The 19,434-nt window shown below is 70.7% G+C and carries 19 protein-coding genes; 9 read left to right on the forward strand and 10 right to left on the reverse strand.

All coding sequences use genetic code 11. From position 1 onward, the window contains the following. Window positions 1-44 precede the first annotated feature (44 nt). From yajC to ruvC, 4 genes are all read right to left on the reverse strand, one after another. Window positions 45-383 carry a preprotein translocase subunit YajC gene (gene yajC / locus ACIBF5_RS23900; protein ID WP_396815083.1) on the reverse strand — a complete coding sequence of 113 codons (339 nt, stop codon included), beginning with the start codon at window positions 381-383 and terminating at the stop codon, window positions 45-47. A 146-nt stretch (window positions 384-529) separates the two neighbouring features. Further along, window positions 530-1,588 carry a Holliday junction branch migration DNA helicase RuvB gene (gene ruvB, locus ACIBF5_RS23905; RefSeq protein WP_396815084.1) on the reverse strand — a complete coding sequence of 353 codons (1,059 nt, stop codon included), beginning with the start codon at window positions 1,586-1,588 and terminating at the stop codon, window positions 530-532. Further along, window positions 1,585-2,187: a Holliday junction branch migration protein RuvA gene (gene ruvA, locus ACIBF5_RS23910; RefSeq protein WP_396815085.1), complete on the reverse strand. Its 603-nt coding sequence runs from the start codon at window positions 2,185-2,187 to the stop codon at window positions 1,585-1,587. Before ruvA ends, ruvB begins: the two co-directional genes overlap by 4 nt. Continuing rightward, window positions 2,184-2,738 (reverse strand): crossover junction endodeoxyribonuclease RuvC, encoded by a 555-nt coding sequence (gene ruvC / locus ACIBF5_RS23915; protein WP_396815086.1) that lies wholly within the window; start codon window positions 2,736-2,738, stop codon window positions 2,184-2,186. The genes ruvA and ruvC overlap by 4 nt, the downstream gene beginning before the upstream one ends. A 181-nt stretch (window positions 2,739-2,919) precedes the next feature. Between ruvC and ACIBF5_RS23920 the strand changes: the two genes are divergently transcribed. Together ACIBF5_RS23920 and ACIBF5_RS23925 are read left to right on the forward strand one after the other, a co-directional pair. Next, window positions 2,920-3,702, forward strand: a complete 783-nt coding sequence (locus ACIBF5_RS23920) for a 3-hydroxybutyrate dehydrogenase (RefSeq protein WP_396815087.1) — start codon at window positions 2,920-2,922, stop codon at window positions 3,700-3,702. A 17-nt stretch (window positions 3,703-3,719) separates the two neighbouring features. Beyond that, complete coding sequence (locus ACIBF5_RS23925) at window positions 3,720-5,639, forward strand: helix-turn-helix domain-containing protein (RefSeq protein WP_396815088.1); 1,920 nt, start codon at window positions 3,720-3,722, stop codon at window positions 5,637-5,639. Between the two features lie 44 nt (window positions 5,640-5,683). Here ACIBF5_RS23925 and ACIBF5_RS23930 read toward each other — a convergent pair whose 3' ends face one another. The 3 genes from ACIBF5_RS23930 to ACIBF5_RS23940 all read right to left on the reverse strand — a co-directional run bounded on the left by ACIBF5_RS23930 (window position 5,684) and on the right by ACIBF5_RS23940 (window position 9,104). Next, window positions 5,684-6,256, reverse strand: a complete 573-nt coding sequence (locus ACIBF5_RS23930) for a TetR/AcrR family transcriptional regulator (protein ID WP_396815089.1) — start codon at window positions 6,254-6,256, stop codon at window positions 5,684-5,686. 88 nt (window positions 6,257-6,344) lie between these two features. Further along, window positions 6,345-7,925, reverse strand: a complete 1,581-nt coding sequence (locus ACIBF5_RS23935; RefSeq protein ID WP_396815090.1) for an MFS transporter — start codon at window positions 7,923-7,925, stop codon at window positions 6,345-6,347. A gap of 144 nt (window positions 7,926-8,069) precedes the next feature. Further along, complete coding sequence (locus tag ACIBF5_RS23940) at window positions 8,070-9,104, reverse strand: aminotransferase class V-fold PLP-dependent enzyme (RefSeq protein WP_396815091.1); 1,035 nt, start codon at window positions 9,102-9,104, stop codon at window positions 8,070-8,072. On the opposite strand from ACIBF5_RS23940, the gene ACIBF5_RS23945 reads away from it, so the two are divergent. The 5 genes from ACIBF5_RS23945 (at window position 9,103) to ACIBF5_RS23965 (ending at window position 12,914) form a co-directional block, all read left to right on the forward strand. Beyond that, complete coding sequence (locus ACIBF5_RS23945) at window positions 9,103-9,321, forward strand: hypothetical protein (protein ID WP_396815092.1); 219 nt, start codon at window positions 9,103-9,105, stop codon at window positions 9,319-9,321. The two genes, ACIBF5_RS23940 and ACIBF5_RS23945, sit on opposite strands and share 2 nt — an antisense overlap. A gap of 121 nt (window positions 9,322-9,442) precedes the next feature. Further along, on the forward strand, window positions 9,443-10,207 hold the full coding sequence (locus ACIBF5_RS23950) for a phosphatase PAP2 family protein (protein ID WP_396815093.1): 765 nt from the start codon (window positions 9,443-9,445) through the stop codon (window positions 10,205-10,207). Between the two features lie 51 nt (window positions 10,208-10,258). Further along, on the forward strand, window positions 10,259-10,954 hold the full coding sequence (locus ACIBF5_RS23955; protein ID WP_396815094.1) for a response regulator: 696 nt from the start codon (window positions 10,259-10,261) through the stop codon (window positions 10,952-10,954). Beyond that, the gene (locus ACIBF5_RS23960) at window positions 10,951-12,417 is read left to right on the forward strand and encodes an ATP-binding protein (RefSeq protein ID WP_396815095.1); all 1,467 of its coding nucleotides are present in this window, start codon (window positions 10,951-10,953) and stop codon (window positions 12,415-12,417) included. Before ACIBF5_RS23955 ends, ACIBF5_RS23960 begins: the two co-directional genes overlap by 4 nt. Next, window positions 12,414-12,914 carry a hypothetical protein gene (locus ACIBF5_RS23965; protein WP_396815096.1) on the forward strand — a complete coding sequence of 167 codons (501 nt, stop codon included), beginning with the start codon at window positions 12,414-12,416 and terminating at the stop codon, window positions 12,912-12,914. The genes ACIBF5_RS23960 and ACIBF5_RS23965 overlap by 4 nt, the downstream gene beginning before the upstream one ends. Here the strand turns inward: ACIBF5_RS23965 and ACIBF5_RS23970 are convergent. The 3 genes from ACIBF5_RS23970 to ACIBF5_RS23980 all read right to left on the reverse strand — a co-directional run bounded on the left by ACIBF5_RS23970 (window position 12,911) and on the right by ACIBF5_RS23980 (window position 16,907). Then, the gene (locus tag ACIBF5_RS23970) at window positions 12,911-14,038 is read right to left on the reverse strand and encodes an acyltransferase family protein (protein ID WP_396815097.1); all 1,128 of its coding nucleotides are present in this window, start codon (window positions 14,036-14,038) and stop codon (window positions 12,911-12,913) included. The genes ACIBF5_RS23965 and ACIBF5_RS23970 overlap by 4 nt on opposite strands. A 163-nt stretch (window positions 14,039-14,201) precedes the next feature. Further along, window positions 14,202-15,389: a YncE family protein gene (locus ACIBF5_RS23975; protein WP_396815098.1), complete on the reverse strand. Its 1,188-nt coding sequence runs from the start codon at window positions 15,387-15,389 to the stop codon at window positions 14,202-14,204. A 105-nt stretch (window positions 15,390-15,494) separates the two neighbouring features. Then, window positions 15,495-16,907 carry a cation:dicarboxylate symporter family transporter gene (locus ACIBF5_RS23980; protein ID WP_396815099.1) on the reverse strand — a complete coding sequence of 471 codons (1,413 nt, stop codon included), beginning with the start codon at window positions 16,905-16,907 and terminating at the stop codon, window positions 15,495-15,497. A 140-nt stretch (window positions 16,908-17,047) separates the two neighbouring features. Here ACIBF5_RS23980 and ACIBF5_RS23985 point away from each other — a divergent pair, with 140 nt between their 5' ends. Next, a complete protein-coding gene (locus ACIBF5_RS23985) occupies window positions 17,048-18,655 on the forward strand; it encodes an ATP-binding protein (RefSeq protein ID WP_396815100.1) in 1,608 nt (535 codons plus the stop codon). Further along, window positions 18,652-19,335 carry a response regulator gene (locus ACIBF5_RS23990; protein ID WP_396815101.1) on the forward strand — a complete coding sequence of 228 codons (684 nt, stop codon included), beginning with the start codon at window positions 18,652-18,654 and terminating at the stop codon, window positions 19,333-19,335. The genes ACIBF5_RS23985 and ACIBF5_RS23990 overlap by 4 nt, the downstream gene beginning before the upstream one ends. Window positions 19,336-19,434: the final 99 nt, after the last annotated feature.

Consider the following 19,434-nt stretch of genomic DNA (forward strand, 5'->3'; position numbering starts at 1 on the left):
ACTATCTTCGATCGAAGATCGATCCCGGTGTCACCGAGGATCGGTCACTCTTTCGCTTCGATCTCATCCGGGATCGACTCGAGCTTCGGCGCCGAATTGACCACGCGAGCGATGGCCGGGCGGGCGTACTTGGTGTGCACGCCGGGGGCAACCTCAAGGGTCACCGTCTCGGTGTCGACGGAGGCGACGGTCCCGTACAGCCCACCAATGGTGACGACCTCGTCGCCAGGGCCAATCGAGGACTGCATCTGCTCAGCCTCGCGGCGCCGCTTCTGCTGGGGCCGAATCATGATGAAGTACAGGACACCGAAGAACAGCACCATCACGAGGATCGGCGTGAAGCTACCGGCTCCACCGCCGCTGCTTGCCGCTAGGTGATACACGCTATGACCTTCCCATTGGCCCCGTCGCGACGTGAACGTCACGGCGAAAGCGAAATCTCCTGTCTGTACAGACAGATCGCGGCGAAGTCTAGTCGGTGAGTCTGTGTACGCCGAATGCGGCACGGATCACAAACAGATCACGACAGTTACGACTCAGCAGTGAACAGATCGGGCGTTGGGCCTGAACCACTACTAAAGGTACCATTCGGGGGCGTACGGTCGAGATGATGCCAGGCGGCTTCGGTCGCCACCCGCCCGCGCGGCGTACGCGCCAGCAACCCGGCCCGGACCAGGAACGGCTCACAGACCTCCTCCACCGTGTCCGGCTGCTCCCCGACCGCCACCGCGAGCGTGGAGAGGCCGACCGGCCCGCCCCGGAACGAATCGATCAAGGCGGTGAGCACGGCCCGGTCCAGCCGGTCCAGCCCGAGCGCGTCGACGTCGTACACCTTCAGCGCCGCCTGGGCCGTCTCCAGGGTGACCACACCCTCGGCCCGGACCTCGGCGAAGTCCCGCACCCGGCGCAGCAGCCGGTTGGCGATCCGGGGCGTGCCACGCGAGCGGCGGGCCACCTCCACCGCCCCCTCCTCGGTGATCGGTACGCCGAGGATCCGCGCCGAGCGGTGCAGCAGCGCCTCCAGATCCGCCGGACTGTAGAAGTCGAGATGCGCCACGAACCCGAACCGGTCCCGCATCGGACCGGTCAGCAGCCCCGACCGGGTGGTCGCGCCGACCAGCGTGAACGGCTCGACCTCGATCGGGATCGCGGTCGCACCCGGCCCCTTGCCGACCACCACGTCGACCCGGAAGTCCTCCATCGCGCTGTAGAGCAGCTCCTCGGCCGGCTTCGCGATCCGGTGGATCTCGTCGATGAAGAAGACGTCACCGGGGGCGAGGCTGGTCAGGATCGCGGCCAGATCGCCGGAACGCTCGATCGCCGGCCCGCTGGTGACCCGGATCCCGGTGCCGAGTTCCGCCGCGACGATGTTGGCCAGAGTGGTCTTGCCCAGCCCCGGAGGGCCGGAGAGCAGGATGTGGTCGGGCGCCGCACCCCGACGCATCGCACCCTTGAGCAGCAGGTCGAGCTGGTCGCGTACACGATGCTGGGCGATGAAGTCGGAGAGCCGCTTCGGTCGGACACTGACCTCGGCGTCCCGCTCGGCGTCGTCCGCGAACGCCGACACCAGGTCCTCGTGATCGGTCATCGAGTCTTACCGAGCAGCCGGATCGCCTGCTTGAGCAGAACCGGAACCGGTGGCGTCGGACCGTCGATCGTCTCCGCCACGGTGGCCACCGCCTGGTCGGCCTGGGCGACCGTCCAGCCGAGCCCGACCAGCGCCTGCCGGATCTGCTCCGGCCACGCCCCGCCGACCACGCCAGCGGCGCCGTCCGGACCGATGGCGACCGGACCGATCTTGTCCCGCAACTCCAGCACCAGCCGCTCGGCGCCCTTCTTGCCGATCCCGGGCACCCGGGTCAGGGCGGCCAGGTCGGCGTTGGCGATCGCCTTGCGGATCGCGTCCGGCGAGTGCACCGCCAGCACCGCCTGGGCCAGCCGGGGGCCGACCCCGCTGGCCGTCTGGAGCAACTCGAAAAGGTGCTTCTCGTCGTCGGCGGCGAACCCATAGAGGGTCAACGAATCCTCCCGGACCACCAGCGTGGTGGCCAACCGGGCCTCGCTGCCGAGTCGCAGCCCGGCCAGGGTGCCCGGCGCGCAGTGCACCGCCAGCCCGACCCCGCCCACCTCGATCACAGCGGTGTCCGGACCCAGCCCGGCCACCACGCCCCGCACACTGGCGATCATCGTCTTCCTCCACCTCGGGCGGCGTCCGCCGCTGTGCGCCGTGCGACGGCGTCCGCCGCGGCGGCGAGCCGGGCGCGGGTCCCGCCCCGCCAGACATGACAGATCGCCAGCGCCAGCGCGTCCGCCGCGTCCGCCGGCTTCGGCGGCGCGGCCAACCGCAGCAGTCGGGTCACCATCGCGGTGACCTGATCCTTGTCGGCCCGGCCCGAACCGGTCACCGCCGCCTTCACCTCGCTCGGCGTGTACGTCTGCACCGGCAGTCCGGCCCGCGCCCCGGCCAGTACGGCGATCGCGCTGGCCTGGGCGGTGCCCATCACGGTCCGGGTGTTGGACTGGCTGAACACCCGCTCGACGGCCACACTCTCCGGCCGGTGCTCGGCGACCAGTTCGGTCAACGCCCGGTCCAGGTGCAGCAGCCGCAGCGACAGGTCGGCGGACGGGTCGGTCCGTACCACGGTGTAGGCGATCAGGGTGCACGGTCGACCGGGCACGCCCTCGACCACACCCACCCCGCACCGGGTCAGCCCAGGGTCGACGCCGAGAACCCGCACGCCGCCCCCTCCCCTACGCACCGGCAGTACACGTGTTCGACACCCTACTGGCGCCTCCGGAACGGGCGTACGCCGACACGCCCGCACCCACTCTCGTCGCCGCCAGCCACATAGCCTCGCCTTGGAGTATGTGTTCGTTGCCCATGTGCGCCCGCCCGTACGGGTCGTAGCTTCTTGCGCCATGACGGCAGAAAGCGTGGCTGATCCCCACGTCGTACAGCTCGACCTGTCGGGGCGCACCGCGCTGGTCACCGGTGGTGGCAGCGGCATCGGCCGGGCCTGCGCGGTCCGGCTCGCCGCAGCCGGTGCGGTGGTGACCGTGGTCGACCGGAACACCGAGGCGGCCCAGACGGTGGCGGCGGAGATCGGTGGCAGTGCGCTCGCGGTCGACCTGGCCGATTCGGCGGCGACCTCGGCGATCGACGCCCGGGTCGACATCGTCGTCAACAACGCCGGCCTGCAGCACGTCGCGCCGGTCGAGGAGTTTCCGGTCGAGCGCTTCGCGTACCTGCACCGGGTGATGGTCGAGGCGCCGTTCCTGTTGATCCAGCGCGCGCTGCCCCGGATGTACGAGCGGGGCTGGGGTCGTGTGATCAACATTTCCTCGGTGCACGGGCTGCGCGCCTCGCCGTACAAGTCCGCCTACGTCTCGGCGAAGCACGCCCTGGAGGGACTCTCCAAGGTGGTCGCGCTGGAGGGCGCCGCGCACGGGGTCACCGCCAACTGCATCAACCCGGCGTACGTGCGTACCGCGCTGGTCGAGGGGCAGATCACGGCCCAGGCCGCCACCCACGGCATCGCCGAGGAGGAGGTGGTCGAGAAGATCATGCTGGCCCGCGCCGCGATCAAGCGGCTGATCGAGCCGGCGGAGGTGGCCGAGCTGATGGCGTACCTCTGCTCGCCGGCCGCCTCGTTCATCACCGGCACCGCGATCGCGGTCGACGGGGGCTGGACGGCAAACTGAAGATCCCCACCCGCACAATGGGTCCCATGTCGTCGCCGATCGAATTCCTGGAGCTGCTGGCCCGCGAGGCCGCCGCGGTGGAGTTCGAGGGGCCGCTGCTCGCCGCCCGTGCCGCCGGTCTACCGGCCGAGCGGCTGGCCGAGCTGGAACAGGCCAAGGTGGTCGCGCTGCGGGTGCGGGCGCTGCTGGAACGGCGGCGGCAACGCGAGGTCGAACTCTCCGGCCTGTACGACACCGCCAGCGACCTGGCCGGGCTGCGTGACCTGGACGCGGTGCTCCGGGCGATCGTGCACCGGGCCCGGCACCTGCTCGGCACCGACGTGGCGTACATGACGCTCAACGACGACGAGCACGGCGACACGTACATGCGGGTCACCGACGGTTCCGTCTCGGCCCGCTTCCAGCGGCTGCGGCTGCCGATGGGGGCCGGACTGGGTGGCCTGGTCGCGCAGACCGACACCCCGTACGCAACCGCGAACTACCCCGAGGACGCCCGCTTCCACCACACCGGCGAGATCGACGCCGGGGTCGGTGAGGAGGGCCTGGTCGCGATCCTGGGGGTTCCGCTGCGGCTCGGGCCGAGCGTGATCGGGGTGCTCTACGCGGCGAACCGGTCGGCCAGACCGTTCGCCCGGGAGGAGGTCGCGCTCCTGGTCTCCCTGGCCGCGCACGCCGCGGTGGCGATCGACACCGCCCGGCTGCTGCTGGAGACCCGGGTCGCGCTCGCTGAGCTTTCCGCGGCCAACGCCACCATCCAGGCACACAGCGCGTCGGTCGAGCGGGCCGCCGCCGCGCACGACCGGATGACCGCGCTGGTGTTGCGCGGCGGTGGGGTCGAGGACGTGGCGGCGGCGGTGACCGACGTGCTCGGCGGGGCGCTGTTGGCGTTGGACGCCGAGGGCCGACTGCTGGCCCGGGTCGGCAGCATCGGTGAGCCGGACCGGGCGGCGCTGGTCGAGGCCGTGGTCGCCTCCCGGGCCGAGGGGCGCAGTGTCCGACGGGGACCGCTCTGGTACGCCGCCGTTGTCGCCGGTACGGAGAACCTCGGCGCCCTGGTGCTGCACCCCGACGACGAACTGGTCAACGCCGACCAGCGAATCCTGGAGCGGGCGGCACTGGTCACCGCGTTGCTGCTGCTGTTCCGCCGGACCGTGGCCGAGGCCGAGGGACGGGTTCGGGGCGACCTGCTCGACGACCTGATCGCCCGCCCGGTACGCGACGCGGAGGCGCTGCGCAGCCGGGCCCGGCGGCTCGGGGTGGAGTTGGACGCGCCGCACGTCCTGGTGGCGGTCGGCGACGACGTGATCGCCACGACCGGTTCGGCCCGGCAGCGGGTCGTCTCCTGGGCGACGACGTACGCCTCCAACCGGGGTGGGCTGGCCGCCGCCCGGGACGGTCGGGTGGTGCTGATGCTGCCCGGCCAGGATGCGGGTGCGGCGGCACGGGCGGTGGTCCGGGACCTGTCCCGGGTGACCGGTCGCCCGGTGACCGCCGGGTCGAGCGGCCCGTCCACCGGGCCCGCCTCGCTCGGTACCGCGTTCCGCGAGGCGGACCGCTGCCTGACCGCGCTCTGGGCGCTGGGCCGGGCCGGTGAGGGGGCGAGCACCGCCGAACTCGGCTTTGTCGGGCTCCTGCTCGGTTCGGTCACCGAGGACGGTGACCGGGACGTGGCGCGGTTCCTCGCCGACACGGTGGGGCCGGTGGTCGACTACGACGCCCGACGGGGCACCGCCCTGGTGAAGACGCTGGAGGCGTACTTCGGGGTGGGGGGCAGCCTGGCCCGCGCGGCCGAGCAGTTGCACGTACACGTGAACACGGTGACCCAGCGGCTGGAGCGGGTCGGGCAGTTGCTCGGTCCGGACTGGCAGAAGCCGGAGCGGGCGTTGGAGGTCCAGCTCGCGCTCCGGCTGCACCGCCTCCGTACGCCCACCACCTGAGCCTGACCGGCGGTGGGGCGTACGGATCGATTCGACCGTGCCGGTCAGTCGGAGCTGACGGTGACGCCCTGGTTGGTGGCGACGGCCGGCTCGGCGGCGATGCCGGTGAAGAAGGCGTCGACCACCCGTTCGGACAGGTTCTCGTCGCCGAGCCTCGGGTGCCAGTTCAGCAGGCGCTGCAACAGCACCGGAGCGGTGAGCATGGCGAGGGCCAGCTCGATGTCGAGGTCGGGGCGGAGTTCGCCGCGCTCGATTCCCCGGCGCAGCACGTCCCGCATCACCTGCCGGCGCGGTTCGAGTATCTCCTGGTAGAGCCGGTGCATCGAGGTGTCGCGTTGGATCGTCGGCATCATGCACGGGAAGATCGACGCGGCGCGGGCGTCCGGGTTGTGGCCCACCGCGCTGAGCAGGATCACCAGGTCCTCGCGGACGTCCTTGCCGTCCGGCATGGCCGGTGGGCCCTTGAGCGTGCGAAGCGTGTCGATGATCAGCGCTTCCTTGCCCGGCCATCGGCGGTAGATGGTCGCCTTGCCGACGCCCGCACGGGCCGCGATCGCCTCGATGGAGAGCGCCTCGATGCTGCTGCCCTCGGCAAGCAGGTCCAGGGTCGCTTCCATGATCGCCTCGTCGACGCGGGTGCTCCGCGGTCGCCCGGGCGACCGCGGAGCATCAGCGTTTGTGGTCATGTCGGCCATTGTTTCCGACTTATGACGCGCTAGCCAGTTCCGGCGTGGCCGCCGGCTCGGGCTGGACGTGCGACTGGGTCGCCGCCCGTCCCGGCATCCAGCGGAGCACCACCAGGATGCCGAGGACCACGATGACGGTCGAGATCCCCGAGGCCCAGTGCATGGCGGAGACGTACGCGTCGTTGGCCGCGCCGATCACGCCCTGTCCCGCCGGGCCGAGCTGGGCGGCGGCGCCGTACGCACCGGAGATCGACTCGTTCACCGCGTCCCGGGCCGGAGCGGGCAGCGCTCCGGTGGCCCCGGCGATCTGGTCCCGGTAGACGCCGGCGAGCACCGACCCGATCACCGCGACCCCGAGTGCGCCACCGACCTGGCGGATGGTGTTGCTGACCGCCGAGCCCACACCGGCCTTCTCCCGGGGCAGCGAGGACATCACCGACTCGGTGGCGGGCGCGACGATGTTCGCCATCCCGACGCCCTGGACGAAGAAGGAGACCAGGAGAACCCAGATCGGGGTCTCGGCGCCGATGAAGGCGAACACGAAGAGCGCGAGCGCGGTCAGGGTCAGGCCGACCGCCGAGACGGCCTTGCCTCCGTACCGCTTGACCATGGCCGCGCTACGCGGGGCGAAGATCAGCTGCGCCGCGGCGAACGGCAGGTAGAGCAGGCCGGTGTGGAGCGGCTCGTAGCCCCGGACCAGTTGCAGGTAGAAGGAGCTGAAGAACATCACGCCCATGGTGGCGAAGAAGGTCAGCCCGACCACCGCGACCGGAGCGGCGAACCGCGGCATCTTGAAGAGCCGGACGTCCAGCGACGGGAACTCGACCCGCCGCTCGTAGAGCACGAACGCTCCCAGCACCGCCAGGCCACCGATGATCGCGACCCAGACCAGTGGCCGGCCGAAGCCGTGCTCGCCGCCGTCGATGATGCCGTAGCTCAGGGCGACCAGACCGATAACGGAGAGCAGGACACCAACCACGTCGATCTTGTTGGGGCGCGGGTCCCGCGACTCCGGCACCAGGATGGCGGCGGCCACCAGGCCGACCAGTACCACCGGCACGTTGATCAGGAAGACCGATCCCCACCAGAAGTGCTCCAGCAGCAGCCCGCCGAGGACCGGACCGATCGCGACCGCGAGGCCGACGGACCCGGACCAGACACCGATCGCACGGGCCCGCTCGCGGGGGTCGAAGACATTGGAGATGATCGACAGCGTGGCCGGCATGATCGCGGCACCGCCGAGGCCCATCAGTGCCCGCGCGCCGACCAGTTGACCCGGGCTCTGGGCGTACGCGGAGAGCAGCGAGGAGAGCCCGAACATGGCAAGCCCGAAGAGCAGGAACCGCTTGCGGCCGAGCCGGTCGCCGAGCACTCCGAAGGTGAAGAGCAGGCCGGCGAAGACCAGCGTGTAGGAGTTGATCGCCCATTCCAGCTCACCCTGGCTCGCGCCGAGCCCGTGCACCGGGTCGGACAACGTACGCAGGGCGACGTTGAGGATCGTGTTGTCGAGGACCACCACCAGCAGGCTGATCACCAGCACGCCAAGGATGGCCCAGCGCCGGGGATGCCCGGTGTTCTCGAATGGTTGTGGGTTCTGCATCGACGCCTCTACCCCCGATACCCGTATCGCCAATGCGATACGGAACAGACTCGTAACGAAAGGAGCCTAGTCCTCGGCAATGCGATACGAAACCGTATCGTATTGTATTGTGATCGGGCTCACCCCGCGTCCCGCCGCGACACCTCAGTTCAGCGCGGACAGGGCGAGGTCGACGTCCTCGGTGGTCGAGTAGAGGTGGAACGAGGCCCGTACCCGACCGGCCCGGACCGCGGCCCGAACACCCGCCGCCGCCAGCCGCTCCTGCGCCCCGGGCACGTCGACCGTGACGATCGCGCTGTCGCCCGGCGGGCGCCCCAGACCGGCGAGGAACCGGTTGGCCAGGGAGACGTTGTGCTCCCGGATCGCCGGCAGACCGACCTCGGCGAGCAGTTCCAGCGCCGGAGCCGCGCCGACAAAACAGAACCAGGCCGGCGACAGGTCGAACCGGCGGGCGTCGGCGGCGAGCCGCAGCGGAGGCCCGTAATAGGAGGCGTGCGGGTCCTCACCCGCGTACCAGTTCGCGGCCAACGGGGTGAGCCGGTCACGCAGCCCTGGGGCGAGGTAACCGAACGCGGCACCACGCGGTGCCATCAACCACTTGTACGCACTCACCACCACCGCGTCCGCCAGGTGCGCGTCGAACGGTAGCCACCCGCAGCCCTGGGAGGCGTCGACCACCACCAGGGCGCCGTGCTCGCGGGCCGCCGCCACCACCGCGTCGTACTCCGCGACCGCCCCGGTGGCGGACTGGACCAGGCTGAACGCGACCAGGTCCGTATCCCCGTCGACCGACTCGGCCAGCCGGTCGGCCGGCACCGTCCGCACCCGTACGCCCCGCTCGCCCTGCACCAGCCAGGGGAAGAGGTTCGAGGTGAACTCCTCGGTCGGGGCCAGGACGTTCGTCCCCGCCGGCAACGCCGCCGCGACCGGCGCCAGCAACTGGGAGACCGTGCTGCCGATCGTGACGTCACCGACCGGCACCCCGACCAGCCCGGCGAAGGCCCGCCGGGACCGCTCGGTCTGCTCGCCCCACCCCTCCCACGAGGTACTCCCGACCTGCCACTGCCCGAGCGCCGTCTGCAACGCCTCCCAGGCCGGTCGAGGCGGCAGCCCGTAGCTGGCGGTGTTGAGCCAGCCCGGCTCGGGACTCCACAACTCCTGCGCACGGACCAGCTCCATGAGGGGCAGGATAGGCCGCCCCGGCGACTTTCCACGGACCCGCGATCCCCGGATCACCTGCCCCTGGATATCCACCGGGACCGGTGTGACCGTGGGAGCCGAACCACAGGGAAACACCGCTCAGTCCCAGTCGCTGCTGGTCTACACCGCCACCCCGGGCAGCGAGAGCTACGAGAAACTGCGACTGCTCTCGGTCGTCGCCAGCCAGGGCATCTGATCGATGCCCTGGCGGAGCTGTGACAAAACCATGACACGGTACGGGCAGGATCTTCATATCCTCGGCCGACCATTGGCGGATGCGCTCGGGAACGTTGTACTCCTCGACTCCCCACCGCCCTTTGCCACGTCCGCCCGCCGAACGATCCGTGCCGGTCGGCTCCGGCTCGGGTCCGTCACCCGCCCGTCGGCTGCCCGAGGGAGCGGTCGGCTATCTCGCAGCCGCGCTCGCGTGCCTGATCGCCTTCGCCTTGACCTGCCGGGTGTTCCTCGGAACGCCCCGTGGCCAGGAATTCGACGGTCTCCTTCTGCCCCGGGCCGAGCAGGGCGGCGGGTACGAACAGCAGGGCGTCCTGACCGCGCCGGCGAAGGCCCTGCTGGCCTTCTTCGGCGACTACACCGTGTTGACGATCCTGGTCGCCTCGGTGTTGCTGGTGGGCGCGCTCAGTCGGCGCCTGTACGCGGGAGTGGCCGGGGTGTTCATGGTGCTCTGCGCCGTTGGTGTGGCGAGTGTGGCGAAGTCGGCGATACCTCGGCCGGAACTCGGGGTGGTGAACTCGACCACACACAACAGCTTCCCCAGTGGTCACGTCACCGCCGCGATGGCCCTGCTGCTCGCGTTCATGCTCGTGCTGCCGAACCGGGCCCGTTGGTGGTTCGCCCTTCCGGGCGCCGCCGGGGTCTCGGCGGTCGCCTCGGCCACGATGATCGCCGGTTGGCACCGGTTCAGCGACGTCATCGGGGGCGTACTCCTCGCCGAGGTGCTGTTCTTCCTGGCCGCCGCCGCGCTGACGGTACGGCGGGCCATTCCCGGTACCGGGATCAGACTGATCCAGGACCAAAAATTCCGGACATCAGTAGGTACAGGAGTCGTTTCAGGTATGTAGGCGGAAATGCAGGAACTGCCACCTTCAGCCCGTGATGCGATAGTTGGCGACATGTCCCGAGTGCTCTTGATCGAAGACCACCAGACCGTGCGTGACGGGCTGCAACTCGCGTTGACCAGGCAGGGGCACACCGTGGAGGCGGTGCCGACCGGGGAACAGGGCCTGGCCCGGTTACAGGCGGCCCGCTCCGACGTCGTGGTGCTGGACCTCATGTTGCCCGGGATCGATGGATTCGAGGTCTGCCGACGAATCCGTGCCGGCGGCGACCTGCCCATCATCATGCTCACCGCCCGAAACGACGACATGGACGTGGTCGCGGGTCTGGAAGCGGGCGCCGACGACTACGTGGTCAAGCCGGTGCAGGCCCGGGTACTTGAGGCACGGATCCGCGCGGTGCTGCGGCGGGCCGGGGACAACCAGCGCCGAACCGGCGGGGATCGGATCGGGATCGAGCAGCACCGTACGCTGACCATCGACCGGGCCGCGCTCGTCGTACGCAAGGACGGGGCGCCGGTCGGTCTCGCCCCCACCGAACTGCGCCTGCTGCTCGAACTGTCCGGCACACCGGGTCGCGTACTGAGCCGTCAGCAACTGCTGGAGGCGGTCTGGGAACACGGCTACCTCGGCGATTCGCGGCTCGTCGACGCCTGTGTCCAGCGACTGCGCGCGAAGATCGAGGACGATCCGGCGCGCCCGGTGTACGTGCAGACGGTGCGCGGGTTCGGCTACCGGTTCGGACCACTGTGAGCCGATGGCGGTGGATCGGTGGCAGGGCATGGGGACTGCGGGTCCGGCTTCTGGTCGCCTTCGTGCTGCTCGGCCTGACGACGACGGCCGCCGTCGCCGGCAGCGGCTACGTCCAGGCACGCGACGTCATCCTGCGCAAAGCCCAGGACGCGGCGGTCGACGCACTGGTGGACCAGGCGGGCAAACTCTTCCCGGTACGGGACCTGCCGCCGACCCAGAACGAACTCGACGGGCTCGCCGAGACACTCTCCACCCGTGACGACAGCACGGTCGTGCTGTACCAGGAACGACGATCGGCGCTCGGCCCCCCACCCGAACTCCTCTCCCCGGACCTGCGCCAGGCGGTACGCGGCGGCCGGGTCGTCTGGCAACGCGTCTCCTACCAGGGGACACCGAGTCTCGTCATCGGGACCGAACTGATGCGCACCGGACCGGACGGCACGCCGGCCGCGTCCGGGCTGGAGATCTACCGGGTGCACAGCCTGCTGGCGGAGGAGCGGAGCATCGACCAACTCGCCGTCTGGGCGTGGCTCACCGGCGGGCTGTCCCTGGTGTTCGCGGTGCTGCTGGCGTCGCTCGCCGCCCGGGGCGTGCTGCGGCCGGTGCGTGAACTCGGGCGGGCGGCACGACGGCTGGGCGACGGCAACCTGTCGAGCCGACTCACCATCGGCGGCTCCGACGAACTCGCCGACCTGGCGCGTACCTTCAACCACACCGCCGCGACCCTGGAACGGTACGTCGGTGAGCTGCGCCGGATGGAATCCGACGCGCGACGTTTCGTGGCCGACGTGTCCCACGAGCTACGTACCCCGTTGGCCGCCATGACCGCGGTCACCGACGTGCTCGACGAGGAGGCCGCCGCACTCCCCGGAGACGCCGGCAGGGCCGCCCGCCTGGTGAGCCAGGAGACGCAGAACCTCACCAGGCTGGTGGACGACCTCATCGAGGTCAGCAGGTTCGATTCGGGCACGGCGGCGCTCGCGCTCGACCCCGTCGACGTGGCCACGGCGGTGACCGCGACCCTGCGCGCCCGAGGCTGGTCCGACCAGGTGGAGGCGGAACTGCCCACGGGGGTGACGGCCCGCCTGGATCCGCGCCGGTTGGACGTGATCGTCGCGAACCTGGTCGGCAACGCGCTGCGGCACGGCGCCCCACCGGTCTCCGTACGGCTGCGCACCGAGCCGGACTGGATCGTCCTGGAGGTCGCCGACCGTGGACCGGGCCTCGACGCCGAGGTGCTGCCGCACGTCTTCGACCGGTTCTACAAGGCGGACACCGCCCGGACGCGTTCCACGGGCAGCGGCCTCGGCCTCGCGATCGCCTGGGAGAACGCCCGGCTGCATCGCGACGCGGAGCGCCACGGCAGCCTGGTGGCCGCCAACCAGCCGGCCGGCGGCGCGGTGTTCACCCTTCGCCTGCCGCGCTGGTCAGCCGATCCGACGGACGAGGAAGGAGACAGGTGACTCGGAACAGGACCGTACGCGGGTTGCTCGCCGGTCTGGCGCTCACCGCGACCCTCGCCGGCTGTGGGGTCCGACCCAGCGGGGTGATCGTCGGCGGCGGTGCCCCGGCCGGACCGGTCCAGGAGGTGCCCGCCGGAACCAGGCTCTATCTGGTGTCGAACATCAACCTCACCCTCGTGGTACGCGACACCGGTCGAGAGCTGTCGCTCCCGGAGACACTCGCGCTGTTGACAGACGGGCCGGACGCCCGGGAGCGAGCGCAGGGGCTGACCAGTGAGGTCCCGCCGGAGGCCAGGGTGGTCGAGGTCGCCTCCGGTCCGACGGGGCCGACGGTGACGTACTCCAGTGACGTGACCGCGCTCTCGGCGACGGCGGTGGCACAGATCGTCTGCACCGTGGACGGCGCCCTGACGGCCGACGGTCAGGGCGCCGGCCCCGCCCCGGTCACCCTCGTCGGGCGGGGGCGGAGCCGGGGGCCGCAGTCCTGTCCGGTCTAGCCGGAGTGCGGCACTGCCTCGACCCGGCCGGTACGCCACCTGGGCAGCTCGAAGAGCCATCTCGCCGAGATGGCGACGAGCCCACGGTGGATGGTCAGACAGAGTGCGACCACCACCGAGGTCAACAGGATCGGATCACCGAGCGCCACCAGGAACTGCCCGGCGTCGCCCAGTTCGGAGAGCGGCCCCACCAGCAGCCGGTGCAGCAGGGCCAGCACCGGCATGTGGATGACGTAGACCGGAAGGGTGCGGCGCCCGAGGCTGGCGAGCGCCCCGCCGACCACCCGCCACTGGCCGACCCGAACGGCTGCGGTGATGCCGAAGAGCACCGCCGTGACGGACACCAGTAGCCAGACGCCGGGCCAGGTCTCGGCTCCGGCCACGGCCATGGCGACCAGCGCCACGGCGTACACGGCGAAGGTCAGCCCGAGCCGCCGCCTGGTCGCGGTCGCGGCCCAGCGTTCGACGTACGGCCGCAGGTGCAGCCCGGCGAGGAAGAAGACCAGGTTCTGGTAGACGCCGCCACGGTTGCCCGGCGTGGCGAGCAGGCCGGCGGCGGTGATGACGGAGAGCGCCGCGGCGGCGGTGAGGAGAACTGCGGGTGGTAGCCGATACGCCACCTTGGCGAAGGTGAAGTAGAGGGCCAGCGCGTAGAGGTACCAGAGGTTGGACGGGGTGATGGTGAGCTGCTCCAGGAGACCGGAGACGGAGTTCGCCCGGTCGGTCGGGAGCTGTGGGGCCAGGGCGAGGATCGCGGTGTGGATCAGCAGCCAGATCGCGTACAGGTAGAGGAACTGCGCGATCCGGGAGCGGGCCGTCGCCCGCCATGGCCGTGTGACGGCGTTCGCCGCGAACACACCGGAGATGGTGAAGAACAGCGGCATCCGCAGCGGCAGGAGCTGCTCACCCAGCTTGCCCCACAGCCCGGGCAGGGGCACGCCGAGGTGCCACGTTATCTGTAGGTAGTGCTTGATGACGACGTGCCATGACACCACCAGGATGATGCACACGCCCTTGGCGACGTCCGCCCACCGTACGCGTGGGGTCGGCACCGGGTCGGTCGTGGTCGCGACGGGGGCGGCGGCGAGCGGGCGGTAGTCCTGGTTTCCTGCTGTCTCGGTCATCGGGGCGTCCCGGGGACGACAACCAGTTGGTAGGTCATCTGCCCGAAGGTGCCAGGCCCGTGTCCGCACCCGGTCCGGGAATTGTCACCACTCGGTAATGCCCCGCCGAGGTGTTAAGGAAGGGCCCCTTGTTATACAAAAAACGATAACAAGGGGCCCTTCCTTAACGGATGTTGGCGGTGTGGCCGAGGGAGTAGCGGCCGGGTTGCGGCCAGACGGTGAGTCCGTGCGGGCCGGAGCCGACCGGGATCCGGGCCAGGAGCCGGCCGTCGGCGGTGCTCATGGCGTAGACCTCGTCGTGGTAGCGACCGGAGAGCCAGAGCACCCGGCCGTCGGCGGAGAGGCCACCCATGTCCGGGCTGCCGCCGCCGGGGATCCGCCAGAGGCCGGCGGTGGTGAGGGTGGCCAGGTCGATCAGGCTCACGCTGCCCTCGTCCCGGTTGGTGACGTACGCGAGTGTGCCGTCGCGGCTGAAGTAGATGCCGTGCGCGCCCTTGCCGGTCGGGATGAAGCCGGTCCGGTTGGTGGCCGTCCCGTCGAAGACGTACACCCCGCCGGCCATCATGTCGGCGACCAGGAAGTGCCGCCCGTCGGGGGTGAGCCGGGTGTCCTGGGGCATCCCGTCGGCGACCACGTCCAGGTCGAACTGGCGCAGCTTGCGGTGGGTGACCGCGTCGACGACCAGCATCCGGTTGGCGAACTCGCAGCTCACCAGCAGGGTTCTGCCGTCGACGGAGTAGTCCATGTGGTTGATCCCGGCGCACTCGGGGAAGGTCACCGACCGGATACGCCGCCAGCTCGTGGCGTCGTAGAAGTCGAGCCGCTGGTAGTACTCGGCGACCACGATCCCCTGTTTGCCGTCGGGGGTGAAGTAGAGGTTGTAGACGTCCTCGACGTCGATCGGGGCGCCCGGCCGGCCGGTACGCGGGTCGATCGGGACCAGGCCGCCGGAGGGCACCCGGCTGGAGGCGACGTAGAGCGTACGGAGGTCGTAGGAGGGGACGACGTGCTGGGGTTCCGCGCCGCCGGGGAACTTGTCCACCACCTGGTACGTGTCCGGGTCGATCACCCAGACGTCGTCACTGCCGGTGTTCGGCACGTAGACCAGGGGCTTGTCTCCGCGTACCGCCTCGCTGAGCTGGTCGGGACCGGCCGCGCCGTACACGTTGGTGGTGGAGACGTAGGGCGGCATGCCGGCGATCAGTTCCAGGCCCGGGGAGGTCACCGGTTCGACCTGCTGCCCGGGGGCACCCGACGCCGGCCCCGATCGTCGTGGCTGCTGCTCGGTGCAGGCGGCGAGTGCGATCAGCAGGGCCACCGACCCGGCGAGGATTCTCCGCCCTCTCGTCACCACCTTACTTTAGCGACGATTCTCCGTATTAATCTCATTACAGACTTTTCGGGCCACTCACCCCGGCACCTGGGTGAGTGGCCCGAAAAGCGGCTTGGCCGCGGGTCAGCCTCGGGCGCCAGCCGTCGCCGGCTCGGCACGGTTGGCTGCCGCGCCCGCAGCGGAGGTGGGGGCGTCCTGCGACGAACCGGCAGACGGGTCGTCGTCGGCCGGGCCGTGCTCGTCGACCATGGTCGACTCGTCGAACGGCCGATTTCCGGCGAGCACCTGCCGCGCCTGCTCCCGATCGAACTCCCCGGTCCAGGTGCCGATCAGCACGGTGGCCACCGCGTTGCCGGCGAAGTTGGTCAGCGCGCGAGCCTCGGACATGAAGCGGTCGATGCCGACGATCAGGCCGACGCCGTCGACCAGGTCCGGCCGGTGGCTCTGCAACCCGCCGGCCAGGGTGGCCAGCCCGGCACCGGTGATGCCGGCCGCCCCCTTGGAGGCGATGACCATGAAGACCAGCAGGGAGATCTGCTCACCGATGGCGAGCGGCTTGCCCAGCGCCTCGGCCACGAAGAGCGAGGCCATGGTCAGGTAGATCGCGGTGCCGTCGAGGTTGAACGAGTAGCCGGTCGGGACGGTGATGCCGACGACCGGCTTGCTCACCCCGAAGTGCTCCATCTTCGCGATCAGACGGGGCAGCGCCGACTCGGAGGAGGAGGTGGAGAGGATCAGCAGGAACTCCCGGCCCAGGTAGCGCAGGAGGGCGAAGATCGAGATCTTGGCGATGAAGCGGAGCAGCAGGCCGAGGATGACGACCACGAAGATCACGCAGGTGGCGTAGAACCCGATCATGATCTGGGCCAGGCTCTTCAGCGCGTCCACGCCCGTCGCGCCGACCACCGCGGCGATCGCGCCGAACGCACCGATCGGCGCCAGCCACATGACCATCGTCAGGATCTTGAAAACCAGCCGCTGGATCAGGCCGACCGCGCGCAGCACCGACTCACCCCGGCGCCCCATGCCCTGCACCGCGAAACCGACCAGGAGCGCGACCAGCAGGGTCTGCAGCACCTCGCCCTCGGTCAACGCGGAGAGCAGCGAGGTGGGGATGATGCCGAGCAGGAAGTCGACCGTACCCTCGCTCGCGCCGCTGACCTGGGCCTGGCCGGCTGCGGCCTGGGCGGCGCCGAGGTGCAGCCCCGAGCCGGGGTGCACGATGTTGCCGACGACCAGGCCGATGGCGAGCGCCACGGTCGACATGACCAGGAAGTAGCCGAGCGCGAGGCCGCCGACCTTGCCGACCTTCGCGGCCTGCCGTACCGAGCCGACGCCGAGCACGATGGTGCAGAAGATGATCGGGCTGATCATCATCTTGATCAGCGCCACGAAGCCGGTGCCGATCGGCTTCAGCTCCTTGGCCGCCTCCGGTGCGGCGAAGCCGAGGACGATGCCGGCGACGACGGCGACGATGACGGCGAGATAGAGGAAGTGGGTGCGGTCCCGTCGTGGCCGGGCGGTAGGGGTGTCCATGCCGAGACAGTGGCCTGGATCTCACCGGAACACAGCCTTGCGTTCATTGTGTTCACCGGGCCGACCCCGAATCGAAACAAGCCGCTGATCCAGGGGCGCCGTCGCGCCGATCACCGACGGTACAGGGAACACTGGAGCGCATGTCCAGACGACGGTGGAGCATCGCAGGCCAACTTTTCGCCCTGCAGGTCCTGGTCGTCAGCCTGCTCGTGGTGGCCGGAATGACCGGCGCGGTGCTGCTGGCCCGCTCCGACGTACGCAGCGCCGCCCAGGAAGAGGTGCTCGCGGTGGCCGAGGCCGTCGCCCGCTCCCCCGACGTGGCGACCGCGTTGCGCTCGCCCGACCCGGCCGCCACGCTCCAGCCGTACGCGGAGTCGACCCGCCAGGCCACCGGCACCACCTTCATCGTCGTGATGGCCCCGGACCGCACCCGCTACTCACACCCCAACCCGGCACTGATCGGTCAACCGTTCGTCGGCGAGATCGAACCGGCGCTGACCGGCCGGGCGTTCACCACGATCAACATCGGTACGCTCGGCGAGTCCGTCCGAGCGGTGGTGCCGGTACGCGCCGAGGGCGGCACCGTGATCGGCCTGGTCTCGGTCGGCATCACCACCGAGGCGATCAACCGGAAACTGCTCGCCCAGGCACCCGCGCTGCTCGCCGCCACCGCCGCCGCACTGGCCCTCGCCGCCGCCGGCTCCTGGCTGCTCAGCCGCCGCCTGCGCCGCCAGACCCACGGACTCGGACCGGCCCAGATCACCCGGATGTACGAGTACTACGACGCGGTCCTGCACTCCGTCCGCGAAGGGCTGCTCGTCCTCACCCCGGACCGGCGGGTCGCACTGATCAACGACGAGGCACGGCGCCTGCTCGGGCTGACCGGCACCGACCCGGTGCAGGAGCACCTCGTCGCCGACCTCGGCCTCCCACCCGCCGTGGCCGACCTGCTCCTCTCCGGCCGCCCCGCACACGACGAACCCATGCTCGCCGGTGACCGGGTGCTCGTCGCCAACCAGCGGCCCACCAGTTTCGGCGGCCGGGCGGTCGGCACCGTACTGACCCTGCGCGACCACACCGAACTGCGCACCCTCGCCAGCGAACTCGACTCGGTACGCGGACTCAGCGAGGCGCTCCAGGCCCAGGCGCACGAGTCGGCGAACCGGCTGCACACCGTACTGACCCTGGTCGAACTCGGGCGCACCGACGAGGCGGTGCAACTGGCCACCGCCGAGCTGACCCTGGCCCAGCAACTCACCGACCGGGTCGTCGGCGCGGTCACCGAACCGGCACTCGCCGCCCTGCTGCTCGGCAAGTCCGCCCAGGCCGGCGAGCGGGGCGTGGAACTGCTGGTCGATCCCGAGTCCCGCCTCGACGGCCACCCGCTCCCCATCAGCGACCTGCTCACCGTCGTCGGCAACCTGGTCGACAACGCGCTGGAGGCGGTCGGCGGCACCGAACCGCCCCGCCAGGTCCAGGTCTACGTCGGCGCCACCGAACAGGAGGTGCAGGTCCGGGTCCGCGACAGCGGACCAGGGCTGGACCCGGCCCAGGTCACGGACGCGTTCCGCCGGGGCTGGTCAACCAAGAGCGCCGGCCGGGGGCTCGGCCTGGCCCTCGTCGGCCAGGTGGTCTCCCGGTACGACGGGAAGGTCGATGTGACCCGTCCCGCCGCAGGTGGCACCCTGTTCAGCGTCCGGTTGCCGATCCCGGCCCGGCTGCCGACCCCCCGGGAGTCTCCGACGTGACCACCATCCGGGTGCTGGTCGTCGAGGACGAGCCACTACTCGCCGACGCGCACCGTGCCTACACCGAGCGGGTGCCGGGCTTCAGCGTCGTCGGGGTCGTACACACCGCCCGGGACGCGATGGCCGCGCTGCGTGCCGAGGGCGGCGCCGGGGTGGACCTCGTACTGCTCGACTTCCGCCTGCCCGACCTGCACGGCCTGGACGTCTGCCGGGCACTGCGAGCCGCCGGCAGCACCACCGACGTACTCGCCGTGACCTCGGCCCGGGACCTCACCATGGTCCGTGCCGCGGTCGCCCTCGGCGTCACCCACTACCTGCTCAAGCCATTCACCTTCGCCGCGTTCCGGGACAAGCTGGAGCGGTACGCCGAATACCGCCGGCAGGCGCTCGCCGAAGGCGCTGTGGTGGCCCAACACGAGGTGGACCGGATGTTCGCCACCCTGCGCGGCGCGGACGCCGACACCCTGCCGAAGGGGCTCGGCGCGGAGACCCTGGAAATGGTGCTCGCCACCCTGCGCTCCGAGCCGGGGCTCTCCGCGACCGAGGTGTCGGCCCGGACCGGCACCTCCCGGGTGACCGCCCGTCGCTACCTCGAACATCTGGTCAGCACCGGTCGGGTGAGCCGCAGCCCCCGGTACGGCACCCCCGGCCGACCCGAGGTCGAATACCGCCCGACCTAGCTTGTTTCTCATCATGTCTGGCGCCCCTGACCGCTGCCACCTGCGCCGCTGACCTCGTACCGGTCCCTGTAGGGTCGGGTTCGATCCCGGACCAGGAAG

The organism is Micromonospora sp. NPDC050417 (assembly GCF_044458865.1).
Lineage (GTDB): Bacteria > Actinomycetota > Actinomycetes > Mycobacteriales > Micromonosporaceae > Micromonospora_G.